The organism is Blastochloris sulfoviridis (assembly GCF_008630065.1).
GTDB lineage: Bacteria > Pseudomonadota > Alphaproteobacteria > Rhizobiales > Xanthobacteraceae > Blastochloris > Blastochloris sulfoviridis.
On the sequence record NZ_VWPL01000001.1, the window covers coordinates 175338 to 190821 of the forward strand.

Sequence of the window (15484 nt, forward strand, 5' to 3'; positions counted from 1 at the left end):
AGCGCCGCGCGGCCCCAGCGCCACGGCGGCGTGCCGCTCACATCGCGGGTGCTTCGTCGAATGGACCACTGCGTCATCGAAGGACCTCTACGTCATCGAAGGATCCCCGCGATGAATCGCCAGCCCGGCCGGCGGACGCCTGCGACTTAATCCTGGCCTGACCAGACCTGAAGCCGATCCGTCTCGTCCGCCGTCCCTTCCCGTCGATCCGAGGTTTGCATGTCCGCCAAAGTTCCGTCGAATGGCCAGGTTCCGTCGAACGGCAAGGTCGCCCTGGTCACCGGCGTCACCGGCCAGGACGGCGCCTATCTCGCCGACCTGCTGCTGGAAAAGGGCTACACCGTCCACGGCATCAAGCGGCGCTCGTCCTCGTTCAACACCGGCCGCATCGAGCACATCTACCAGGATCCGCACGACCCCGACCTGCGCTTCATGCTGCACTATGGCGACATGACCGATGCGACCAATCTGATCCGCATCGTCCAGCAGTGCCAGCCCGACGAGATCTACAATCTCGCCGCCCAGAGCCACGTGCAGGTGTCGTTCGAGACGCCGGAATACACCGCCAATGCCGATGCGCTCGGCACGCTGCGGCTGCTCGAAGCGGTCCGCATCCTCGGCCTGGAGCGCAAGACGCGGTTCTATCAGGCCTCGACCTCCGAGCTTTACGGTCTGGTGCAGGAGACGCCGCAGCGCGAGACGACGCCGTTCTATCCGCGCAGCCCGTATGCCGCCGCCAAGCTCTACGCCTACTGGATCGTGGTCAACTACCGCGAGGCCTATGGCATGCACGCCTCCAACGGCATCCTGTTCAACCATGAGAGCCCGCTGCGCGGCGAGACCTTCGTCACCCGCAAGATCACCCGCGCCGTCGCCGCCATCAAGCTCGGACGGCAGCAGACGCTCTATCTCGGCAATCTCGACGCCAAGCGCGACTGGGGCCACGCCCGCGAATATGTGCGCGGCATGTGGCTGATGCTGCAGCAGGCGGAGCCCGACGACTACGTGCTCGCCACCGGCGAGACGACCTCGGTGCGCAGCTTCGCCGAATGGGCGTTCGAGGATGTCGGCATCCGCATCGAATGGCAGGGCAATGGCGTCGACGAGAAGGGCATCGATGCCGAGAGCGGCCGTGTGCTGGTCGAGGTCGATCCGCGCTACTTCCGGCCGACCGAGGTCGACCTCTTGATCGGCGATCCCCGCAAGGCGCACGCCAGGCTCGGCTGGCGGCACGAGACTTCGGTGCGCGAGCTCGTTCGCGAGATGGTGCGCGAGGATCTCAAGGTGATGCAGTCCGCCATCATCATGAAGGATGCGTGAGATGGCACCCTATCCGCTCGCCGGCAAGCGCGTCTGGGTGGCGGGCCACCGCGGCATGGTGGGCGCGGCGATCGTGCGCCGGCTCGCGCGCGAGGACTGCGAGGTGCTCACCGCCGCGCGCGCCGCGCTCGACCTGAAGAACCAGGCCGCGGTGTCGGCGTGGGTCGCGGAGCACAGGCCCGACGCGGTGTTCCTGGCGGCGGCGAAGGTCGGCGGCATTCTCGCCAACGCCACGCATCCGGCCGATTTTCTCTACGACAACCTGATGATCGAGGCGAACGTCATCGAGGCGGCGCACCGCGCCGGGGTCGGGAAGCTCCTGTTCCTCGGCTCGTCGTGCATCTATCCGAAGTTCGCCGAGCAGCCGATCGTTGAGGAGGCGCTGCTCACCGGGCCGCTTGAGCCGACCAACGAGTGGTACGCCATCGCCAAGATCGCCGGCATCAAGCTGGTGCAGGCGTTTCGCCGCCAGCACGGCTGCGACTTCATCTCGGCGATGCCGACCAATCTCTACGGGCCGGGCGACAATTTCGACCTCGCCTCCAGCCACGTCGCGCCGGCCTTGATCCGCAAGGTGTGGGAGGCGAAGACGCGCGGCGACCGCGAGATCGTCGTCTGGGGCACCGGCGCGCCGCGCCGCGAGTTCCTGCATGTCGACGACTGCGCCGATGCCTGCGTCCACCTGATGAAGGTCTATTCGGACGCCCTTCCCATCAATATCGGCTGCGGCGAGGACGTCACCATTCTGGAGCTGACGCGGCTGGTGTGCGAGATTGCCGGCTTCGCGGGCGAGATCGTCCACGACCTGACCAAGCCCGACGGCACGCCGCGCAAGCTGCTCGACATCGGCCGCATCCGCAGCCTCGGCTGGTCGCCAACCATTCCGCTGAAGGACGGGCTGCGCGAAAGCCTCGACTGGTTCCTCGCCGAGCGCGCGCAAGGGAGCACGCCATGAGCGCAATCGACGTGGCCACGCGCGAGGCGGTCGACCGCGGGACGCTGCGCGTTCTCGGCGTGCCGGTGAGCCTGGTGGATATGGCCGGGGCGGTCGACACCGTCACCGGCTGGGGCCGGTCGGGGCCGGCGAAGACGGTGTTCGTGCGCGACGTGCACGGCCTCATGCTGGCGCTGCAAAATCCCGCGCTGCTCGCTTTGCACGAGCGGGCGAGCCTCGTGGTGCCGGACGGCATGCCGCTGACCTGGGTCGGCCGGCTGCGCGGGTTCGGGTCGCGGATCGGCCGCGTGCCCGGCGCCGACCTGATGGCGGAGGTCTGCCGCGCCTCGGCGGGAACCGGGCTTCGCCACTTCTTCTTCGGCGGCAAGCCGGGCGTCGCCGAGACGCTGGTCGAGCGGCTGACGCAGACCTATCCCGGGCTGCAGATCGCCGGCACCTTCAGCCCGCCGATGCGCAGCATCGAGGCCGACGCGCCGCTGTCGCCGGAGGAGGCGCGCGAGATCGAGATCATCCGGCAGGCTGCGCCGGACATCATCTGGGTCGGCCTGTCCACGCCGAAGCAGGAATACTGGATGATGAAGGCGGCGCCGCACCTGCCGCACGGCGTGCTGCTCGGCGTCGGCGCGGCGTTCGATTTCCATTCCGGCCTCGTCCGGCGCGCGCCTCCCTGGATGCGCGACAACGGGCTGGAATGGCTGCACCGCCTCGCCAGCGAGCCGCGCCGGCTGTGGCGGCGCTATCTGGTTCTCGCGCCGCTGTTCGTCGTCAAGGTGATCGAGGAGCAGATCTCGGGGCGCTGGAAGGCTCCGTGATGAAGGTCTCGTGATATTGGGTGTGGTGTGGTGTTCCAAATGGTTTCCGGGTGATCAATGCGGCTCCTTTTCTTCCCTCTCCCCTTGTGGGAGAGGGTGGTGCGACCGAGCGAAAGCGAGGTCGCACCGGGTGAGGGGTACCTGTTGCATACGCTGAGAGATTCACCCCTCACCCGCCTCGCGATCTGATGATCGCTCGGCACCCTCTCCCACAAGGGGAGAGGGAAAAGGCGCGCCTTCCGGACAGCCGTTGTTCCGGACTGATCAAGCGGGAACCGCACCGCTCGCCCGCCATCATGCCCGCCGCGTACATCCGGCGTCCGATCGCGGCACTGGAAACAAATCCGGCCTTGCGGCACAAGGCGGGATGTGAACAGTGAAGCCTGTATCTTCCGGTTGCAGAGACCATGACCCTGACGCCCCTCATTCTCGCCGGCGGCTCCGGCACGCGGCTGTGGCCCGTGTCGCGGGACGGCATGCCCAAGCAGTTCCTGCCGCTGATCGGCGAGCGCTCGACCTACCAGCAGGCGCTGGCGCGGGTCGCCGATCCGGCGATGTTCGCGCCGCCGATCGTCATCACCAATGAGGCCTTCCGCTTCTTCGCCCTGCAGCAGGCCGAGGCGCTGGGCCTCGCGCCGACCGTGGTGCTGGAGCCGGCGCGGCGCGACTCGGCGGCGGCGATCGCCGCCGGTGCCGCCGTCGCGGCGCTGCGCGCCCCCGACTCGGCGGTGCTGGCGATGGCCGCCGACCATGTGATCCTCGACGAGGCGCTGTATCTCGACGCGGTGCGGGCGGCCGAGCAGGCTGCCGCCGCCGGGCACATCGTCACCTTCGGCATCCGGCCGACCGAGCCCAAGACCGGCTACGGCTATATTCGCCGGGGGGCCGCGCTCCCGGTCGAGGGCGTGTTCGCGGTCGAGGCCTTCGTCGAGAAGCCGGACGCGGCGACGGCGGCGGACTATGTCGCCGCCGGCTATCTGTGGAACTCCGGCAATTTCGTGTTCCGCGCCGACGTGATGGCCGCCGAGCTCGCCCGCTTCCAGCCGGACCTCGCCGAGGCGACCCAGGCCGCGGCCGCGGGCGCGATCGCCGACGGGCATTTCCTGCGGCTCGACGCCGAGGCGTTCGCCCGCGCCCCGCGCATCTCCATCGACTACGCGCTGATGGAGAAGACCGAGGCGGCGGCGGTGGTGGAGAGCACCTTCCGCTGGTCGGACATCGGCTCGTGGGACGCGGTGTTCGCGATCGCCGAGCACGACCGGCAAGGCAATGCCGCGACCGGCGATGCCGCGATCTTCGACTCCAAGGGCTGCCTCGTCTATTCCGACGACGGGCTGACGGTGATCGACCGGATCGAAAATCTGGTGGTGGTGACGACGCCCGACGCCGTGCTGGTGGCCGACCGCGGCCGCTGCGAGGACGTCAAGGCGCTGGTCAACCGGCTCTCGAACCGCCGCGAGGCCAGCGAGCACCGCCGCGGCGTGCGCCCGTGGGGCCATTATGACAGCATCGACCGCGGCTCGCGCTTCCAGGTCAAGCGCATCGTGGTGCAGCCGGGCGGCGTGCTGTCGCTGCAGCGCCATCTGCACCGCGCCGAGCACTGGGTGGTGGTGCGCGGCACCGCCGAGGTGACGGTCGGCGACACGGTCGAGCTGGTGCAGGAGAACGAGTCGGTGTTCATCCCCGCCACCGCCCGCCACCGGCTGGCCAATCCCGGCCGCATCCCGCTCGAGATCATCGAGGTGCAGACCGGCAGCTATCTCGGCGAGGACGACATCGCCCGCTTCGACGACGTCTACCGGCGCGCGTGAGAACGATGCCGGGTCGTTCGGTTCGAAACAGTCGCCGGCCGAGGGCCGCTCTCTTTCTTCCCTCTCCCACCCGGCCCCCGCTTGCGCGCGCCCGGGCGCAGGCTCTTGCGGGAGAGGGTGGCGAAACCGAGCGTCAGCGAGGTCGAGCCGGGTGAGGGGTAAATGCGGGCACTCGCCTGAAGATTCACCCCTCACCCGCCTCGCGATCTCTAAGATCGCTCGGCACCCTCTCCCGCAAGGGGAGAGGGGAAGAAGGGACCGGGCCGATCCAGCGGAAGCCGTGTGCAACGGCACCGCGCGCGGCTGGGGAATCGGTCGAATGCCGGCGGTTCCGTTAAGGGGCGCTTCAGGCTGCTACGCATCATTTGAGGCGCCGAGATATCCGTAACTTGCCCTGAAACCCTTGGGAAAGGTCCGACTCGGATGATGATGCCGAACCCGCGCTCAGGGAGTTGCCCGATGATCGCCTCGCTTGTGCTCTGCCATTTGCTGTTCGGCGCCCTTCTCGGAACGCGCTTCCGGGTGCGCGTGCTGGTGCCGGTGATGCTGGTCGCGCTTCCGGCCATCCTGGCCGCGACCCTTGCCGCGCAGGCCGGCGTGTGGACGATCCTCGGCGCCATGCTCGCTGCGGCGGTGGCGCTGCAGTTCGGCTATCTGGCCGGCGCCGCCCTGCAAGAGGACTCCTCCCCCACCCTGCCCCGCATCCTGGCACGTTGCGCTCCGCCGCTCACCCAGGTCAGGTGAGCCGGCGGTTGCCAACAAGGCGTGCGGTTTCCTGGCGACCAGCCGGCTTCCTTCTTCCCCTCTCTCACCCGGGCCGCGCTTGCGCGCGCCCGGGCGCAGGCTCTTGTGGGAGAGGGTGGCGAGACCGTGCGTCAGGAGGTTGAGCCGGGCGAGGGGTACGTGCGGACGCGCGCTTGAAGATTCACCCCTCACCCGCCTCGCGATCTGAAGATCGCTCGGCCCCCTCTCCCCCAAGGGGAGAGGGAAAAAAGGTGGTTTCCGTCCGACGACCGTTCCGAGCCGACCGAGCAGAAACCGTGTGGCATATCGCTCACCGCGACGGCGCAGCGGCCGGGGACGCGGCGAGCAGCCGCGACAGCGCCAGCTCGTTGACCGCCGGCGGGTTCTGCTTCAGCAGCCCGCTGACATAGGCGCGCCGGTTGGCCTCCGTGCGCTCGGTGCGCATGCGCTCGACCAGCGCCTCGCGCACCTCCTCCATCGGCCGGGTGTGGGACGCCTTGGTGTCCATCAGCTTGATCACGTGCCAGCCGTCGTCGAGCCGGATCGGCTCGGTGATCCCCGCCTTGGCCAAGCCGACAATCTGGCTCGCGATCTCCGGCCGCAGCTGCGCCTCGGCGAGCCAGCCGAGTTCGCCGCCCTTCTCGGCGCTGCCGGCGTCGTCGGACTCGCTCCTGGCCAGCGCCGCGAAATCGGCGCCCGGCTGCCTGAGCTTCTTCAGCATATCGTCCAGCCTGCGGCGCGCCTTGTCCTCGGCCGCCTTGTCGGCATCCTTGGGCACGGCGACGAAGATCTGGGCGATCTGGAACTGGCGCGGCACCAGGAAGGCGGTGGCGTTGGCGTCATAGACCGCCTTGAGGTCGGCGTCGCCCGGATAGTCGGCGGGCGGCGTGGTCAGCGACCGCAGATAGCTGTCGATGATCGCGTTCTCGCGCGCCAGCTCGATCTGGGCCATGACAGCGGGCCGCTGGTCCCACTTCTTGTCCAGCGCCTCCTTGAGCACCACCCGGTTGGCGAGCAGCGTGCGCACCGTCTGGCTGAGCAGCGCCGGATCGCGCGCCAGCGCCGCCTGCTGACGGGGGTCGAGCAAGCCGATCACCGTGCGGATCTCCTCGGCGGTGACGTCGGTGTCGCCGACGCGGGCGATCACGTCGCCCTTGCCCGCCTCGGCGGGTTGCGGCAGCGGCCGCGCCGGCGTCGCAGGTGTGCGCGCCGATGCTTGCGCCAGCGCGGGCGCGGACGAGCCGAGCAGCAAGCCAGCGAGGAGAGCGGCACCCGCCGCGGTGGTCTTGGTGATCATGGCGTGACCTTCTGATCGAGAATCCTGTCGCGATAGTCCTGCACGGTGTTCTGGTGCTCGACCCGCTTGAGCCCGAACACCGGGTCGTGCACCGCGATCGCCTCCAGCGGATTCATCGCCTCATAGCGCTCCAGGATTTCGCTGCCGGTCTTGGCAAGCGCGGCATTCTTGGCCTCGCAGCTCTTGGTGCTGGCCTTGAACGCCGCCGCCTCGCGTTCGAACTTGGCGCGCTCGGCATCCTTGGCGCGGGCCACGCCCGCGGCTTCCGAATAGGCGTTCTTCCAGCGCTCCAGCATCTCGTCGCGCTCGCCGAGCCGCTGGTTGAAGTCCTCGACCGCCTGCCGATAGGCCTGGTCGACCTCCTTCACCTGCGCCTTCAGCGCGGTGGTCTCCTTCTTCAGCCGGTCGCGCTCGCGCTCGGCTTCGGCTTGCTTGGCCTGCAGAACGGCACGCTGGTCTTCGAGCTGGCGCACCTGCAGGGTGGCTCTGCGCAAGGCTTCGCGCAGGCGGTCGGCATCCGATTGCGCCTGCGCCGACGCCGGCACCAGGATGGCCAGCGTGATGGCGGCGATGTTTGCGAAGGTCCGCATGGTCAGAACTTCGCGTTGAGGTCGACCTGAAGGACGTCGACCGCGTAGGGGGCGCCGGCCACCTCGTTGGCGCTCATCCAGCGCGCCGAGGCCCAAACTTTCGGGCCGAGAGCAAGGCTGGCGCCGATGATGTAACCCTTGAGATTGGTGCCGCCGAGGCCAAAATCGGAGTCGGTGAAGGCGTCGATGACGGCGTCCGACTCCAGCCACTTGTAGGCGACGCTGACATTCCAGTCCCACAGCTCCTTCAGTTCCTTGTGGCCCACCGTCAGGCGACCCATCCAGCCCTCATTGCCGCCGAAGTATTCGTTGTCGGGAAAGGGATAGGTGGCCGAGGACGCAAGCTGGTTGGCGCGCGCCCGCGCCGCCACCTGCTGACGGTCCCAGGCGACATTCTGGACGTACTCGCCATCGAGGATGATGTGGATCGGGTTGAAGTGGGCAAGATCGAGCCGCCCGTTCAGCATCACATTGCGGAACGCCGAGGCGAGGCCGAAATACTGGTACTGCGCCTCGGTGGGATCGGTGGGATCATCCGCCACGATGTCGCGCAGCATCATGTAGGTGTTGCCCTTCTGCGCGAAGGACGGCCGCAACGTGTCGGTGTCGCAGGTGTCGCCGGTCATGTTTGCCAGGCACGGGCTCGACAGCTGCCCCTGGACATTGGTGAAGTCGAAATAGGCGACGCCGAGCGTGAGGTCGATGTCGGAGTCGACCTTGAAGATGCCGCCGAACTGCGCGCCGAGCATCCATTTGTCGCGGCTCGGGAACTTGCCGATGACATCAACGGTGTCATAGGCGGTCAGGGTGGCGTTGAAATCGGTGTTGAACACCGGGAAGGCGCCGGCATTCAGGAACGGCGTGATGCCAGGATAGATCTCGTTCTTGAACTGGATGGCGAAGCCGTCGAATCTGAGATCTTTGTCAAAGACCAGATCGGTGGGCATGAAGAACGGATTTTCGAAGCGACCGACGTTGAGCGCCGCGTCCTCCCAGGGACGGTACTTGATGAAGGCGCGGTCGAGCCAGAGCGCGTATTTGCTGAAATTGCCGCCCGAGCCGCCCAGCGTCTGATTGAACGACACCGGTGAATTGCTGTCGCCGGTGGCGATGTGCAAGCCTGCCGTGAAGCCATCGAACAGATCCGTGTCCAGACCCAGCCGCGCCAGCAGGCGGACGCGGGTGCGGTCCTGATAGGTGTCGTAGCTCGGCCAATAGAACTGGTTGAGGTCGTTGACGTTCCACGGGCTGCCGGTGTTGATCGCATTGTAGTTGACGGCGCCGAACGGGTCGTTGCCATTGGGGAAGAAGTCGCCCTCGAAGCGGGCGCGGATGTCGCCCGAGAGGCGGATGCGCGACACCCATTCCGGCAGGGCGCCCGGCGCGGCCCAGCCCTCCGTCTTGGCCTTCGCCATCACCTCCTGCTTGATCTCCTCGCGGATCTGCTTCTTGACCACTTCCGGCACGTAGGTGACGCGCTTGGTGCCGGGCGGCGACACCGCCTCGGCCGCCGCCGCCGCGGTCTTCTCGGCGCCGTCGGCCTTCTTCGAGGCGTCGCGCAACGCCTGCCGCGCCACATAGGCCTCGTCCTCGGCCTGCTTGATCAGCGCGTCCGCCTGCTCCTCGGAGAGCACGTTCTGCTTCACCAGCAGATTGATCAGATTGATGGTGGCATTCGGCGACGGCGCGGCGGCGCGCGACACGGTCGGCCGCTTCTCCTTCGCCGCCTCGCTTTTGCCATCGGCATCCTGCGCCGCCGCCGGCATGGCGACGGCAACGCCGCACAGCGCCGCAGCAACCGGCGTCAGTCCGCGCCCCAGCCTCAAATGGCGCTCCACGAATTCTCGCTTCACGTCAATGCCCCATGCCATAATGAAACTCCGTTTACTGAACGCTCGGACGCCGTTGCCGACTGCGGCCGACCTGCCTCACGTCGGCTTGTGTGCGGTGACGCGGGTGATGATCGGCATCGGCATGTCCTTGGGCGGCGGCTCGCGCAGCGTGAGACCGCCCAGAACCTCGTTGCGGATGACCGCGTCGAGCTCGGGATTGCCGGTGGACGAGACGAGCTGCACGCGGTTCACCCGGCCTGCGCCGTCCGACCACAGCCGCACCTGGATGCGCATCACCGCGTGGCGGGTCTTCTGGTTGGCGCGCAGCGCCGACTCGATCTGCGACTGCACCAGGCCGGCGTACCAGCCCCAGCGGCTGCCGCCGCCGCCGCCGCCGGCACCGAGGAAGCCCTTGCCGCCCGGCTTGCCGCCGATTCTGAATTCGTCGCCCGGCCCCTGCCCTTCCTCATCGAAATTAAGCGGCCCGGGCGGCGGCTCGTCATTGTTCGACTCCTTCGGCGGCTCGTCCTTCGGCGTCTCGACCTGCTTTTCTTCGATGATCTCCTGCTGCACCGGCGTCTGCTCGACGATCTTCTCCTCCGGCGGCGGCTGTTGCGGCGGCGGAGGCGGCGGCGGAGGCGGAGGCGGCGGCAGGACGTTGATGACGGTGAGCTCCTGCACCTTGCGCGGCGGCTCGTCCTCGCCGCTCAGCAGCATCGCCACGCCCGCGCCGAGCAGGAGCAGGACGAGGACGCCGGTGCCGATGGCGATCGCGCGACGGCGGGCCGACGGGCGACCGTCGTCCCCGAACGCGTCCTCATAATCGTCCTCGCGCGGCTCCATCACGTCCTCGGCAGGTTCGGCTTCGACAAGATCGGCTTTGACAGGATCTCTTGCAGCGGGGTCTCTTGCAGCAGGCTCTCTTGCAGCGGGGTCACTTCACCAACGGCTTGGTCGCCAGGCCGACCTGGGTGATGTTGAGCCGGCCCAGCAGATCGAGAACGTCCATCACGTTCTGGTACTGGGTCTGGCTGTCGCCGCGCACCACCACCGGAAATTCGGGCGTCAGCGCCCGCTGCTGCACCAGCCGCTGCTCAAGCTCGGACAGCGTCACCGGCACGGTGTCGAGAAAGATCTTGCCGTCATTGGTGACGGTGATCGCCTTGGTGGTCTGCTGGGCGAGGCTGGGGGCAGCGCTGGCCTTCGGCAGGTTCACCTTCATGCCCTGCACCGTCGCCGTGGTCATGATGATGAAGATCACCAGGAGCACGTAGGCGAGATCGAGCATCGGCGTGATGTTGATGTCGTCGTACGGCTTGCTGTCGGATTGGACCTGCATGACTCACTCCGCGGCGAGGTTGCGCGGCCGGTCCGGCCGGCTGTGATAGGACTCGGCGATCTTCGTGACGAGCTCGTCGACGAAGACCTGCATGTCGCTGGTCGTGTCCTTGATGCGGGTGATGAGATAGTTGTAGGCGAACAGCGCCGGGATCGCGACGCCGAGGCCGGCGACGGTGGCCACCAGCGCCGCGGCGATGCCGGGGGCGATGGCATTGACATTGACGTCGCCGCTGGCGGCGATCGACGCGAAGGTGATCATCACGCCGATCACCGTGCCGAGCAGGCCGAGGAACGGCCCGCCGGAGATGGCGATGGTCAGCACCACCATCTGCTTGTTCAGCCGCTGGGCCTCGCGCACGAAGCCGCTGTCCAGCACCGCGCGGATGGCGGCGATCGCCTGCGGCGTCAGCGAGCCGATGCGCCCGTTGGCCATGAAGCGGCGGCGGATCTCCTGCATGCCGAGATGCAGCAGATGATGGAGCGGCGCGCCGTGGATGGCCTTGCGGTCCTTCTCCGACGCCATCGCACCAAAGCGCGCCATGCTGCCGCCCTGCTCGTCGAGATGCAGCAGCGCGTCGAGATCGCCGGACACCTCGCGGAATTCGCGCAGGAACAGCGCGTTGCCCTTGGCGACGCGGTTGAGATAGGAAATCTTGTCGACGGTCACGATCCAGCTGATCACCGCCATGATGGCCAAGAGGCCGATGACCACCCAGCCGTCGAGCGTCACCGATTTCAGGATCACCGCGAAATAGCCGCTGAACCAGCTCGCGGTCTCCTCGTCGACGCTGAACGACACCAGCTTGGCGTGTTCCGGCCCCTGCCCGATCGCCGCCACCTTCAGGAAGCCCGCGGGACGCGCCACCTTGGCGATCTGCATCTCGTCGATGTCGCCGACGAAGCCAGCCGCAGCCGCAGCCGCCTCGACAGGCGCGGCAGCCGCGGTATCGGCCGCCGGTGCCGCGGCAACGGGGGCGGTCGCGGCCGGGTCGGCAGCCGGGGCGGTCGCGGATGCGTCGGCAGCCGGTGCGGCCGCGCCATCGGCCGCGGGCGCTGCGGTCGCCTCCACCGGTGCGGCGGCTATTGGCGCCGCGGCCGGCGTGGACGAGGCGACATCGCCGCCGATCTGCGCCGGGCCGGCCATCGCCGGCAGCGATGCGGCGAGCGTGGCGAACGGCGCGCCATCGACATAGAGCGTGATCTGGCCGTTGGCCGCCGTCACCGCAATGTGGCGCCAGGTTGCCGGCGCGATCGCCGGCCCCTCGCCGCTACGCAGCGTGGCGCCGTTCGTGGTCACCTCGGCGAACGGCACGCCATTGTCCAGGCCGATGACGAGAGCGTTCGCACCGTCGCGGCGCGCATAGAGGATGGCGCGCGGTTGTGGCGCTGCCATCTTCACCCAGGCCGACCAGGAGAGCGCGCCGCCCTCGGCCACCGCCAGCGAGGGCGAGCCCGGCAGCATCAGCGGGGTCTGGCCGTCGAGGCGCGCGCCCTGGCCGATGATCGCGCCATCGGCGCCCGGCACGACGCTCTGCGCGCTGTTGGCCCAGGCGGACGTATCGTGTGCCGGCGTGCCGCGCTCGGCGAAATGATAGACCAGCAGCGTGTCGGGGTCGTAGGTGCCCTTGGCATCGACCGCGGCCGGCGCCTTCGGGTTGCCGAAATAGAGCCACATGTCGGTCTTGGTGCCGGGCTTCAGATCCGGCACGGCCACCCACACCAGCGCCTCGCCGAGCAGGGAGTCGAATTTCTCGACGTGGTGCTTGAGCGGCGTCTTGTCGTCGCCCGCGATGAAGCGCAGGTCGCCGCCATCCTCCTTGGCCGAGCCGAAGCGGAAATTGCCGACATGCAGGCGCACCAATACCGGCGTCGAGCCGATCGGCTCGCTGACGCCCGCGCCCGAAGGCCCGGTGTCGACGGTGATCTTCTTGCGCAGCGTCCACTCGTCGTTCCACCACGCCGCCGCCTGCCCCGGCCACAGCGACACCAGCGCCGTGAGCATCACCAGCGCGGCAAGTGCCGGCAGGCGCATCAGCGTCCGGAAAGACGGGTTGCTGGTTCGAGCCGTCATCAGAATTCACCCCAAAACCGGAAGGACAGGCGCGGATCGTGCGCGACCGTGACCTGCTGGCTGGTCAGCGGAACGCCGACCAGGACCAGGCCGTTCAGATATTCGAGAAGCTTGAAGCGGGTGCCGACGCCGTAGCTGGCGAGATCGAACAGATCGTCCTGCTCGGCCGTGGGATCCTTGACCATCACGCGCCCGACATCGCTGAAGGCGAAGAAGCGCCATTCGTTGATGACGTTGAACTTGACCGGCTGGCCCTCGGCGTTTTCCAGCGACTGCTCGAAGTGGCGCGCGAGATCGGGGGTGCGCAGCTCCAGCGTCGCCGAGCCGCCATAGTCGCCCAGCGCCTCCGATTCCAGATAGCCGCGCACCGTGTCGAGGCCGCCGATGCTGATCTGCTCGCTGGAGACCAGCGGCTGGTCGGCGATCTGGCCCTGCGCCTTGACATACGCCTGGAACCCGCCCGGCAGGTCGTGGGTGTGCGAGACGTCGCCGTGCAGGATGAAGAAATTGCCGCGAGAATTGTAGCGCTTGACGTCGAACTGCTCGGTGTCGCTGCCGATGCCGCGCAAATTCATGGTGGCGCTGAGGTTGGCCTGGGTCACCCGGCCCTCGCCCTGCCACGTCGCGCCATAGCTGGCGACCAGCGGCACGTAGGACACGGGCGAGGAGAATTCGCCGTCGGCGAGCGAGATGACCTGCTCGAAATCCTTGTAGTCCACGCCGACCGACAGCGTGTGGAACAGCTCGCCGCGGCTCGGCAGCGTCATCACCGCGCGGCCGCCGAACACCTGGCCGGGGCCCACCACATTGACGCCGCCGACGGTGGCCACCGAGCTGTCGGACTTCAGGCCGTAGAACAGCAGGTTGAGCCAGTCGGCCTCGGTGCGCGCCAGATACGAGCCGGAATAGACCCGGGCGTCGGACGGACGCTGCGGTGCCTCCTGATAGGTGAAGGAGAGCGAATGGCCGAGCTGCCACAAATTGTCGTAGCGCACCTGGGCGTTCAGGCGCAGCGGCGTGGTGTCCGGGCTCTGGCGGTTGTTGAGCTCGATCGAGGCATGCAGCGGGTGCTTGTCCTCGACATTGAGGTCGACATCGACGGTGCCGGGCGTGACGCCGGCCCGCAGCGCCGGGGTGACGCGCCGATCCGGCCACTGGTTCAGCGACACGATGTCCTTGGTCACGTGGTTGAAGTTGGGCAGCTTGCCCTCCTCCACCGAGCGCGCCTTGCGCTTGATCTCGGCGAGGTCGTAGTAGCGCGAGCCCTTCACCCGCAGGCGCCCGACCCGGTTCTCGGTCACCTTCAGCACGACGAAGCCGCGGCTGGCATTCTGCTGCGGCACCGAGACGCCGACCGTCTGATAGCCCTTGTCGTGATAGGCCTTCTCCAGCGCGGCGCGCGCCTTCTCCACATCGTCGGAGGAGCGGTTGGGGCCGAGAAACGGATAGACCGCCTCCTCGACCTCGATCTGCGGCAGCGCATCGGCGCCTTCGACGCGATACTCGTCGATATCGAAGCGCGCCGGCATGTCGGCGGCCGGTGCGGCCTGCGGCGCCGCGGCGGCCGGCACGGTCTCCGGCTTCGTCCCGGCGGATTTGCCGTCACCGGACTGCTTGGCGGGCGTGGACGACGGTGCGCCTGCGGAGGACGGTGCGCCCGTCTCCTGGCGCGGCGCCGGCGCGGCAAGAGCCATCGGTGCGGCAGAATCCACCGGCGCGGTGAGATCTACCGGCGCAGCAAGGCTCGGCGGCGCGATGAGCAGAGCGACAGCCGCGCCCGCTACGGCGCCCCACGGCGCGGCCTTGAACGGCCGCGTCCGCTGGTGCGGACGCTGCGCGCTTCGGCCGGTCCTCGGCTCGCAAGAGCGCGACGGCAATTTGATGCGGCCTGCCACGGACAAACTCCTCCGGTTCTGGCAGCGTGTCCTACTGACACGACCGGCATGCTCAGATCCCCTCGCCGCCGAGTTCTTCGGAGACGGTGGCGACCTCACGCGCGCAGCAATTCCGTGGCCTCGCCAGAGACACCTCTCCGGCCGGTCACGGCTTCAACAACGCTTGCGGCATCGCCATCGCGGTGAGCACACGCTCACCTTTCCGGCGACGTCCGTGAGCGTGAAACTAACCACGTCATATGAAAGTGCGATGTCGCCGCGGCACCGGCCGCGAAACATCTCGACGACCGTGGCCGATCTGCCACGGCGACCGCCTGGCTGTGACATGCCCACGATCGCAACGCCGTGTCCGGAATGCGACAGCGATCCGGACTTGGCGCGCGACCGGCGGCGCGCTCAGCGGCGCGGCAGCACCGGCGCCGGCGGTGCCGGACGCCAGGGCACGACCGAGATGCCGTAGTTCGGTCCGTACTGCTGCTTGACGGCGCCGGTGTTGGCGATGCCGGCGCGGATGTCGGACGAGCGCGCATCCAGCGGCGGCGCGTTGATGCCGGGATGGGCGCGCTCGACCGCCTGCTTCAGCCGCTCGTTCAGGCAGCCGAAGCTGCGGCTGCCGCCGATCTCGACATCGACGCAGCTCTGAAGGTCCGGCAGTCCCGCTGTCGCGCCGCCGATGATGGTCTCGCGCCGCGGGGGAGCGGGCGCCACTTCGGCGTCCGGCGACTGGGCGAAGGCCGGCGCAGGCGCCGCGGGAAGCGCCAGCACGAGGGCCGCCGCAAGGATGAGCGGGTGCGCGTTGGTCCGCTGCGTCGTCAT

13 protein-coding genes are annotated in these 15484 nt (G+C 68.3%); 5 read left to right on the forward strand and 8 right to left on the reverse strand.

Translation table 11 applies throughout. The features are described 5' to 3' along the window. The first annotated feature begins 219 nt into the window (after positions 1-219). The 5 genes from gmd (at position 220) to F1193_RS00875 (ending at position 5642) form a co-directional block, all read left to right on the forward strand. A complete protein-coding gene (gmd, locus tag F1193_RS00855; protein WP_150095778.1) occupies positions 220-1320 on the forward strand; it encodes a GDP-mannose 4,6-dehydratase in 1101 nt (366 codons plus the stop codon). Further along, positions 1313-2275, forward strand: coding sequence for a GDP-L-fucose synthase (fcl, locus tag F1193_RS00860; RefSeq protein WP_150095779.1), 963 nt, complete (start codon positions 1313-1315; stop codon positions 2273-2275). The genes gmd and fcl overlap by 8 nt, the downstream gene beginning before the upstream one ends. Further along, positions 2272-3087: a WecB/TagA/CpsF family glycosyltransferase gene (locus F1193_RS00865; protein WP_150095780.1), complete on the forward strand. Its 816-nt coding sequence runs from the start codon at positions 2272-2274 to the stop codon at positions 3085-3087. The genes fcl and F1193_RS00865 overlap by 4 nt, the downstream gene beginning before the upstream one ends. A gap of 407 nt (positions 3088-3494) precedes the next feature. Further along, the gene (locus F1193_RS00870) at positions 3495-4898 is read left to right on the forward strand and encodes a mannose-1-phosphate guanylyltransferase/mannose-6-phosphate isomerase (protein WP_150095781.1); all 1404 of its coding nucleotides are present in this window, start codon (positions 3495-3497) and stop codon (positions 4896-4898) included. A gap of 459 nt (positions 4899-5357) precedes the next feature. Continuing rightward, the gene (locus F1193_RS00875; protein WP_150095782.1) at positions 5358-5642 is read left to right on the forward strand and encodes a hypothetical protein; all 285 of its coding nucleotides are present in this window, start codon (positions 5358-5360) and stop codon (positions 5640-5642) included. Positions 5643-5952: 310 nt separating this feature from the next. Here F1193_RS00875 and F1193_RS00880 read toward each other — a convergent pair whose 3' ends face one another. From F1193_RS00880 to F1193_RS17380, 8 genes are all read right to left on the reverse strand, one after another. Beyond that, positions 5953-6939, reverse strand: coding sequence for a peptidylprolyl isomerase (locus tag F1193_RS00880; RefSeq protein ID WP_150095783.1), 987 nt, complete (start codon positions 6937-6939; stop codon positions 5953-5955). Beyond that, complete coding sequence (locus tag F1193_RS00885) at positions 6936-7529, reverse strand: hypothetical protein (protein ID WP_150095784.1); 594 nt, start codon at positions 7527-7529, stop codon at positions 6936-6938. The genes F1193_RS00880 and F1193_RS00885 overlap by 4 nt, the downstream gene beginning before the upstream one ends. 2 nt (positions 7530-7531) lie before the next feature. Further along, positions 7532-9400 carry a putative porin gene (locus F1193_RS00890; protein WP_150095785.1) on the reverse strand — a complete coding sequence of 623 codons (1869 nt, stop codon included), beginning with the start codon at positions 9398-9400 and terminating at the stop codon, positions 7532-7534. A gap of 57 nt (positions 9401-9457) precedes the next feature. Beyond that, the gene (locus tag F1193_RS00895; RefSeq protein ID WP_150095786.1) at positions 9458-10204 is read right to left on the reverse strand and encodes a TonB C-terminal domain-containing protein; all 747 of its coding nucleotides are present in this window, start codon (positions 10202-10204) and stop codon (positions 9458-9460) included. A gap of 91 nt (positions 10205-10295) precedes the next feature. Then, positions 10296-10700: an ExbD/TolR family protein gene (locus tag F1193_RS00900; RefSeq protein ID WP_150095787.1), complete on the reverse strand. Its 405-nt coding sequence runs from the start codon at positions 10698-10700 to the stop codon at positions 10296-10298. A 3-nt stretch (positions 10701-10703) separates the two neighbouring features. Next, positions 10704-12773: a DUF2341 domain-containing protein gene (locus tag F1193_RS00905; protein ID WP_210247273.1), complete on the reverse strand. Its 2070-nt coding sequence runs from the start codon at positions 12771-12773 to the stop codon at positions 10704-10706. Further along, positions 12773-14467 carry a ShlB/FhaC/HecB family hemolysin secretion/activation protein gene (locus F1193_RS00910; protein WP_150095788.1) on the reverse strand — a complete coding sequence of 565 codons (1695 nt, stop codon included), beginning with the start codon at positions 14465-14467 and terminating at the stop codon, positions 12773-12775. The genes F1193_RS00905 and F1193_RS00910 overlap by 1 nt, the downstream gene beginning before the upstream one ends. Positions 14468-15064: 597 nt before the next feature. Continuing rightward, positions 15065-15484, reverse strand: coding sequence for a hypothetical protein (locus F1193_RS17380; RefSeq protein ID WP_246164046.1), 420 nt, complete (start codon positions 15482-15484; stop codon positions 15065-15067).

What these genes read in the sequence shown, in the direction of transcription:
- gmd (WP_150095778.1), top strand. Translation starts at nt 220, where the DNA reads ATGTCCGCCAAAGTTCCGTCGAATGGCCAGGTTCCGTCGAACGGCAAG.
- fcl (WP_150095779.1), top strand. Translation starts at nt 1,313, where the DNA reads ATGCGTGAGATGGCACCCTATCCGCTCGCCGGCAAGCGCGTCTGGGTG.
- F1193_RS00865 (WP_150095780.1), top strand. Translation starts at nt 2,272, where the DNA reads ATGAGCGCAATCGACGTGGCCACGCGCGAGGCGGTCGACCGCGGGACG.
- F1193_RS00870 (WP_150095781.1), top strand. Translation starts at nt 3,495, where the DNA reads ATGACCCTGACGCCCCTCATTCTCGCCGGCGGCTCCGGCACGCGGCTG.
- F1193_RS00875 (WP_150095782.1), top strand. Translation starts at nt 5,358, where the DNA reads ATGATCGCCTCGCTTGTGCTCTGCCATTTGCTGTTCGGCGCCCTTCTC.
- F1193_RS00880 (WP_150095783.1), bottom strand. Translation starts at nt 6,939, where the DNA reads ATGATCACCAAGACCACCGCGGCGGGTGCCGCTCTCCTCGCTGGCTTG.
- F1193_RS00885 (WP_150095784.1), bottom strand. Translation starts at nt 7,529, where the DNA reads ATGCGGACCTTCGCAAACATCGCCGCCATCACGCTGGCCATCCTGGTG.
- F1193_RS00890 (WP_150095785.1), bottom strand. Translation starts at nt 9,400, where the DNA reads ATGGCATGGGGCATTGACGTGAAGCGAGAATTCGTGGAGCGCCATTTG.
- F1193_RS00895 (WP_150095786.1), bottom strand. Translation starts at nt 10,204, where the DNA reads ATGGAGCCGCGCGAGGACGATTATGAGGACGCGTTCGGGGACGACGGT.
- F1193_RS00900 (WP_150095787.1), bottom strand. Translation starts at nt 10,700, where the DNA reads ATGCAGGTCCAATCCGACAGCAAGCCGTACGACGACATCAACATCACG.
- F1193_RS00905 (WP_210247273.1), bottom strand. Translation starts at nt 12,773, where the DNA reads ATGACGGCTCGAACCAGCAACCCGTCTTTCCGGACGCTGATGCGCCTG.
- F1193_RS00910 (WP_150095788.1), bottom strand. Translation starts at nt 14,467, where the DNA reads ATGGCTCTTGCCGCGCCGGCGCCGCGCCAGGAGACGGGCGCACCGTCC.
- F1193_RS17380 (WP_246164046.1), bottom strand. Translation starts at nt 15,484, where the DNA reads ATGACGACGCAGCGGACCAACGCGCACCCGCTCATCCTTGCGGCGGCC.